The 6,234-nt window shown below is 72.8% G+C and carries 6 protein-coding genes; 2 read left to right on the top strand and 4 right to left on the bottom strand.

Features of this window, described 5'->3' with window-relative positions; all coding sequences use genetic code 11:
* The first annotated feature begins 201 nt into the window (after positions 1-201).
* Both ACR9ZK_RS20295 and bioD read left to right on the top strand, forming a co-directional pair.
* A complete protein-coding gene (locus ACR9ZK_RS20295) occupies positions 202-498 on the top strand; it encodes a hypothetical protein (RefSeq protein ID WP_481343774.1) in 297 nt (98 codons plus the stop codon).
* Complete coding sequence (gene bioD / locus ACR9ZK_RS20290; RefSeq protein ID WP_481343773.1) at positions 495-1,193, top strand: dethiobiotin synthase; 699 nt, start codon at positions 495-497, stop codon at positions 1,191-1,193. The genes ACR9ZK_RS20295 and bioD overlap by 4 nt, the downstream gene beginning before the upstream one ends.
* Positions 1,194-1,254: 61 nt before the next feature.
* Here bioD and cimA read toward each other — a convergent pair whose 3' ends face one another.
* From cimA to ACR9ZK_RS20270, 4 genes are all read right to left on the bottom strand, one after another.
* Complete coding sequence (gene cimA / locus ACR9ZK_RS20285; RefSeq protein ID WP_481343772.1) at positions 1,255-2,835, bottom strand: citramalate synthase; 1,581 nt, start codon at positions 2,833-2,835, stop codon at positions 1,255-1,257.
* Between the two features lie 332 nt (positions 2,836-3,167).
* Complete coding sequence (locus tag ACR9ZK_RS20280; RefSeq protein WP_481343771.1) at positions 3,168-3,914, bottom strand: gamma-glutamyl-gamma-aminobutyrate hydrolase family protein; 747 nt, start codon at positions 3,912-3,914, stop codon at positions 3,168-3,170.
* Positions 3,915-3,941: 27 nt separating this feature from the next.
* On the bottom strand, positions 3,942-4,709 hold the full coding sequence (locus ACR9ZK_RS20275; RefSeq protein WP_481343770.1) for a 3-oxoacyl-ACP reductase: 768 nt from the start codon (positions 4,707-4,709) through the stop codon (positions 3,942-3,944).
* Between the two features lie 41 nt (positions 4,710-4,750).
* Positions 4,751-6,124, bottom strand: coding sequence for an aldehyde dehydrogenase family protein (locus tag ACR9ZK_RS20270; protein ID WP_481343769.1), 1,374 nt, complete (start codon positions 6,122-6,124; stop codon positions 4,751-4,753).
* Positions 6,125-6,234 lie beyond the last annotated feature (110 nt).

The raw sequence follows: 6,234 nt of genomic DNA, 5'->3' as shown, positions 1-6,234 counted from the left end.
ACACCAGATGTAGCTCCGTCTCGTGGGCTCGGAGATGTGTATAAGAGACAGCCTGGGAGCCGAGCGCCTTGGACAGGGTCAGCGTCACGACGAGGTGGTCGGCCCGGTCGCCCTGCGGGAGCACCTGGTCAACACCGCGCGGCCGGGGCCGCGCTCGCCGCCGCGGAGATCGTCACCGACGAGCCGGGGCTCGCGGCGCGGGTGCGCGAGAACGCCCGCACGATCGCGGCCCGCTGCGGCATCACGCCGGCCGCCGGCGCGGTGCAGTCCCTGGCGATGCCCTCGCCCGACGCCGCGGTCGCGGCTGCCCTCGAGCTTCGGGCCCAGGGCATCCTCGTCGGCTGCTTCCGTCCGCCGAGCGTGCCCGACGGCGTCTCGCGGCTGCGGGTCACCGCCCGCGCCGACCTGCCCGCCGACACCGTGGCCGAGGCCGCCGAGCTCGTCGCCGTCGTCGCCGCCGTGCACGCGGTACCGACCGCCCCGGCGGGGCAGCCGTGACGCTGCCGGCGGTCATCGTCGTGACCGGCACCGACACCGAGGTGGGCAAGACCGTCGCGACCGCAGCCGTGGCGGCCGTGCTGGCTGGCGCCGGCCGACGCGTCACGGTCTTCAAGCCGACGCAGACCGGCGTCGCACCCGGTGAGTCGGGCGACGTCGCGGAGGTCGAGCGCCTGTCCGGCGTTCCGGGCTCCGAGGGGGTCCGGCTGCCTGCGCCGATGGCGCCCCGGGCCGCGGCCGCGCTCGAGGGGGCGGCCCTGCCGGCGTTCGCCGACCACGTCGACGCGGTGCGTCGCCTGTCAGCCGGGCACGACCACGTGCTCGTCGAGGGCGCGGGCGGCCTGCTCGTCGAGCTCACCGACGCGGGCGAGACCCTCGCGGACCTCGCGCGCGGCCTGCCGGACGTCGGCGTGGTGCTCGTCGTCCGCAGCTCTCTCGGCACGCTCAACCACACCATGCTGACTCGGGAGGCGCTGGGGCACAGGCGTATCCGTCAGCTGGGCGTCGTCATCGGCGCCTGGCCCGAGGACCCCGACGTCGTCGAGGTCACGAACCGGGACCACCTCGCCGGCCTCCCCGAGGGCCTGCTCGGCGCCGTCCCCGCCGGGGCAGCGACGCTCGACCCCGACACCTTCCGGGCGAGGTCCGGCTCCTGGCTCCCCGGACTGCTCACCCTGCTGCGCGGGACGACCTGACGGCGCCCACCGCCGGCGCGGCGGCGACCCCACGGGCACCCCTCCTGCGGCGCGGGCCCCGTCAGCGCCTGGGCACGTCCTGCCGGATGAGGCCGCGGACGATGCCGTCGGTGAGTGCGCGCCACGACGCGGCGAGGATCGAGCCCGCGACGCCGATGGTGTCCCACGACGTCTCGCCGTCGGAGGTCTCGATGAGCACGCGGGTCACGGCGTCGGTGCCGTGCGACGCGTCGAGGATGCGCACCTTGAAGTCGATGAGCTCGAGCTTCTCGATCTCGGGGTAGGCGCGGGACAGCGCGTCGCGCAGGGCGTGGTCGAGGGCGTTGACCGGGCCGTTGCCCTCGCCGGTCGCGATGAGGCGCGAGCCGTCGGCGCGCAGCTTGACGGTGGCCTCGGAGGTGGCGTCGCCGGTGCCCGAGGAGTCGGTGATGACGCGCCACGACTCGACCTCGAAGTAGTGCGTGCAACCCGGCTCGAGGGCCTCGCGGATCATCAGCTCGACGGTGGCGTCGGCCGCGTCGAACGTCCAGCCGCGCAGCTCGAGGTCCTTGACCTCGGCGAGCACCGCCGCGACGACGTCGGGCCGCCCGGACAGGTCGAGCCCGGCCTCGCGGGCCTTGAGCTCGATGCTGGCCCGGCCCGCCATGTCCGACACGAGCGTGCGCATGCCGTTGCCGACCAGCTCGGGGTCCATGTGCTGGTAGAGGTCGGGGTCGACCTTGAGCGCGCTGGCGTGCAGGCCGGCCTTGTGCGCGAAGGCGCTCGCGCCCACGTAGGGCTGGCGGCTGTACGCCGGCACGTTCGTCACCTCGCTGATGGCGTGGGCGATGTGCATGGCCCGCCGGAACGCCTCGGGCGCCATGGCCTCGAGGCCGAGCTTGAACTGGAGGTTGGCGGCGACGGTGACGAGGTCGGCGTTGCCGGTGCGCTCGCCGTAGCCGTTGACGGTGCCCTGCACGTGCGTCGCCCCGGCCCGCACGGCGGCGACGGAGTTGGCGGCGGCACAGCCGGTGTCGTTGTGGCAGTGGGCGCCGATGCGGGCACCCGTCGAGGCGATGACGTCGGCGACGACCTCCTCGACCTGGTGCGGCAGCATGCCGCCGTTGGTGTCGCAGAGGACGACGACCTCGGCGCCCGCCTCGTGCGCCGTGCGCACGACGGACAGCGCGTAGTCGCGGTCGAGGAGCCAGCCGTCGAAGAAGTGCTCGCAGTCGACGAACACGCGCCGGCCCTGCCGGGCGAGGTGCGAGACGGTGTCACGGACCATCGCGAGGTTCTCCTCGAGCGTCGTCTTCAGGGCCCGCTCGACGTGGCCGGTGTGTGACTTCGCGACGAGGCACACGACTGCTGCGCCGGAGTCGACGAGGGCCTGCACGAGGGGGTCCTGCGCCGCGACGCCCCCAGCCCGTCGGGTCGCCCCGAAGGCCGCGAGCGTCGCGTGGCGCAGTCGCAGCTCGCCCTTGGCGCGCTCGAAGAACTCCGTGTCCTTCGGGTTAGCCCCCGGCCAGCCACCCTCGATGAAGTCGACCCCGAGGTCGTCGAGCAGCCCGGCGATGGCCAGCTTGTCCGACACCGACAGGTTGAGACCCTCCTGCTGGGCGCCGTCGCGCAGGGTGGTGTCGTAGACGTGCAGCGCTTCCATGGCCTTCATTGTCCTCGATCTCGGGGATGGCTCCGTGTGCGGTCGTCCTCGGTGCTCGTCATCGGGCCTGGGGCCGGTGCCGCCCGTGCCGGGTGTGGCCTGGGCCGCGGTCTCCCTCACGGTGGTTCGGGAAACAAAAAGACCCCCCGGGGTGCGGGAGGTCTGCGCGACGAGGGTCTCTCGTCGCGCTAGTCGATAATGAGCGTGCTGGTGTGCACGAGGTGCGGCTTCACGCTCGTCAATGTAGGGGCGCGGAAACATCGCCGAAACACCCGGTCCGGATGCTGGGACCGACATCTCGTGCCGCAGCGCCCTCGCGCGGCCCGTCGTGCTCAGGTGCGGGCCGACCGGCCCCGCACCCTGGCGTGCGCCGCGTCGACGAGCGCGTCGAAGAGCCGGGCGTCCTCACCCTCCTCGGGGTGCCACTGGACGGCCAGCCGGAAGCTGGCGGCCGGGTCCTCCATCGCCTCGAGCGTGCCGTCGTCGGCCCACGCCGCCGCGACGTACCCGGGGTGCGTCAGCACCGACTGGTGGTGGTAGCTCGGGACGTCGACCGACGGGCCGAGCACGGCGGACAGGCGGGTGCCCGCCACCGTGCGCACCGGGTGGCTGCCGTACGTGGCGGGCGCCGGCGAGTGCCCCTCGTGCCCGACGCGCTCGGGAGTGTGCTGCTCGAGCCGGCCGCCCGCGGCCACGGCCATGACCTGCATGCCCCGGCAGATGCCGAGCACCGGCACGTCGAGGGCCGCCGTGGCCCGGGCGAGCGCCACCTCCGTGGCGTCACGGTCCGGGCGCGAGGCCTGGACGGTCGGATGCCGTGTCGCGTCGTACAGCTCCGGCGCGACGTCGGCCCCACCCGCGATGACGAGCCCGTCGAGCCGGCCGAGCACCGCACGCATCAGGTCCTCGGAGCCGTCGGGCCGCGGCGGGATGACGAGGGCGATGCCGCCGGCCTCCTCGACCTTGCGCACGTAGCTGTGCGGCAGGAGGGCCGACGGGACGTCGACCCAGTCGCCGCGCGACGCCGGCTCGACGTACGACGTGATCCCGATGACCGGGCGGGTCACGGTGTCCGACACGGCCCCTCCTCGACGCGAGACACGGTGTCAGAGGGGCGTGACGTAGGCACCGGAGATGCCGCCGTCGACGAGGAAGGTGGAGGCCGTGATGAAGCTCGACTCGTCGGAGGCGAGGAAGAGCACGGCGTTGGCCATCTCCTCCGGCTCGCCGAACCGGCCCATCGGCACGTGCACGAGACGGCGCGCGGCCCGCTCCTCGTCCTTGGCGAACAGCTCCTGCAGCAACGGCGTGTTGACCGGACCCGGGCACAGCGCGTTGACGCGGACGCCCTCGCGGGCGAACTGGACGCCGAGCTCGCGGCTCATCGAGAGCACGCCACCCTTGCTCGCGCTGTAGGAGATCTGCGACGTCGCCGCGCCCATGACGGCCACGAACGAGGCCGTGTTGATGATCGAGCCCTTCTTCTGCTCGAGCATGTAGGGCAGGGCGGCCTTGCAGCAGAGGTAGACCGACGTCAGGTTGACCTCCTGGACCCTGCGCCACGCGTCGAGGTCGGTGTCGAGGATGGAGTCGTCCTCGGGCGGGGAGATGCCGGCGTTGTTGAAGGCGATGTCGACCGATCCGTAGGTCTCCTTGGCGGTGGCGAAGAGCGCGTCGACCTCCTCCTTGCTCACGACGTCGACCGTGACGAACGTGCCGTCCACCTCCTCGGCGACGCGCGGGCCGTTGACGGCGTCGAGGTCGCCGATGACGACCTTCGCCCCTTCCTCGGCGAACCGCCGCGCGGTGGCCAGGCCGATGCCGGAGCACCCGCCCGTGATGACTGCGACCTTGCCGTCGAGCCTGCCTGCCATGACTCCTCTTTCCTTGCTGTCCGGGGGTGTCGGTCGTGCACTCAGTCGGTGGAGATGAAGACGTTCTTGACCTCGGTGAACGCGTCGAGCGCGTCCGGGCCGAGCTCGCGCCCGATCCCGCTGCGCTTGAAGCCCCCGAACGGCGTCCAGTAGCGGACGCTGCTGTGGGAGTTGACCGACAGGTTGCCGGCCTCGATGCCACGGGCGACGCGCAGGGCCCGCCCGACGTCACGGGTCCAGATCGAACCGGAGAGCCCGTACGCGGTGTCGTTGGCCTTGGCGACGGCGTCGGCCTCGTCGTCGAAGGGCATGACGGCCACGACCGGCCCGAACACCTCCTCCTGCCAGACCCGGTCGGACGTCGAGCCGGGCAGGACCACCGTGGGCGCGTACCAGTAGCCCGAGCCGCCGGGGGCCGCACCGCGGAAGGCGACGTCGACGCGGTCGGGCGCGTCCTCGACGTACGAACGGACCCGAGCGTGCTGGTCGGCGCTGATGAGCGGCCCCATCTCCGAGGCCTCGTCGGTGGGGTCGGTGACCACGACACCGCGTACCGCCGTCTCGAAGTGCTCCATGAACCGGTCGAAGACGTTGCGCTGCACGAGGATCCGACTACGGGCGCAGCAGTCCTGACCGGCGTTGTCGAACACGCCGTAGGGGGCGCGGGCCGCGGCGAGCTCGAGGTCGGCGTCGTCGAACACGACGTTGGCGCTCTTGCCGCCGAGCTCGAGGGTGACCCGCTTGAGCTGGTCGGCGGCTCCGCGCATGATCTGCTGCCCGACCTCGGTGGAGCCGGTGAAGCACACCTTGCGCACGGCCGGGTGCGTGACGAACCGCTCGCCCACGACCGAGCCCTGGCCCGGGACGACGGTGAACACGCCTTCGGGCAGCCCCGCCTCGAGGGCGAGCTCGCCGAGGCGCATGGCCGTCAGCGGGGTCAGCTCGGCGGGCTTGAGCACGACGGTGTTGCCGGCCGCGAGCGCCGGCGCGAAGCCCCAGCCGGCGATCGGCATCGGGAAGTTCCACGGCACGATGACGCCGACGACCCCGAGGGGCTCGCGGAAGGTCACGTCGAGGCCACCGGCGACGGGGATCTGCTGCCCGAGGTTCCGCTCCGGGGCGCCCGCGTAGTAGGCCAGCACGTCGCGGACGTTCCCCGCCTCCCACCGGGCGTTGCCGATCGTGTGCCCCGCGTTCTGCACCTCGAGGAGGGCCAGCTCCTCCTGGTGCTCGCCGACGAGGTCGGAGAACCGGCGCAGGAGCAGCGCCTGGTCCCCGGGCGCGACGTCCCGCCACGCGGGGAACGCGTCCGCGGCGCGGACGATGGCGGCGTCGGCCTCCTCGAGGGAGGCGAGCTCGACCGAGCGCACCACCTGCTCGGTGGCGGGGTTGATGACGTCGTGCGTCTGGGTCATGCGTCTTCGTCCTCCCGGTCCAGGGGTGCCTCGACTCCCGGGAGTCGGGGAACACCTCGAACCAGTGTGTCGGCTGTCTCTTATACACATCTGACGCTGCCGACGACGGA

This window comes from Monashia sp. HAY1-5C, from assembly GCF_056755255.1.
The sequence above is the reverse complement of the archived record's forward strand: the minus strand, read 5'-3'. Positions and strand labels throughout refer to the sequence as shown.

Bases quoted from the DNA above. Each gene is read 5' to 3' on its own strand.
- cimA (WP_481343772.1), bottom strand. From the start codon at position 2,835: ATGGAAGCGCTGCACGTCTACGACACCACCCTGCGCGACGGCGCCCAG.
- ACR9ZK_RS20275 (WP_481343770.1), bottom strand. From the start codon at position 4,709: ATGGCAGGCAGGCTCGACGGCAAGGTCGCAGTCATCACGGGCGGGTGC.
- ACR9ZK_RS20270 (WP_481343769.1), bottom strand. From the start codon at position 6,124: ATGACCCAGACGCACGACGTCATCAACCCCGCCACCGAGCAGGTGGTG.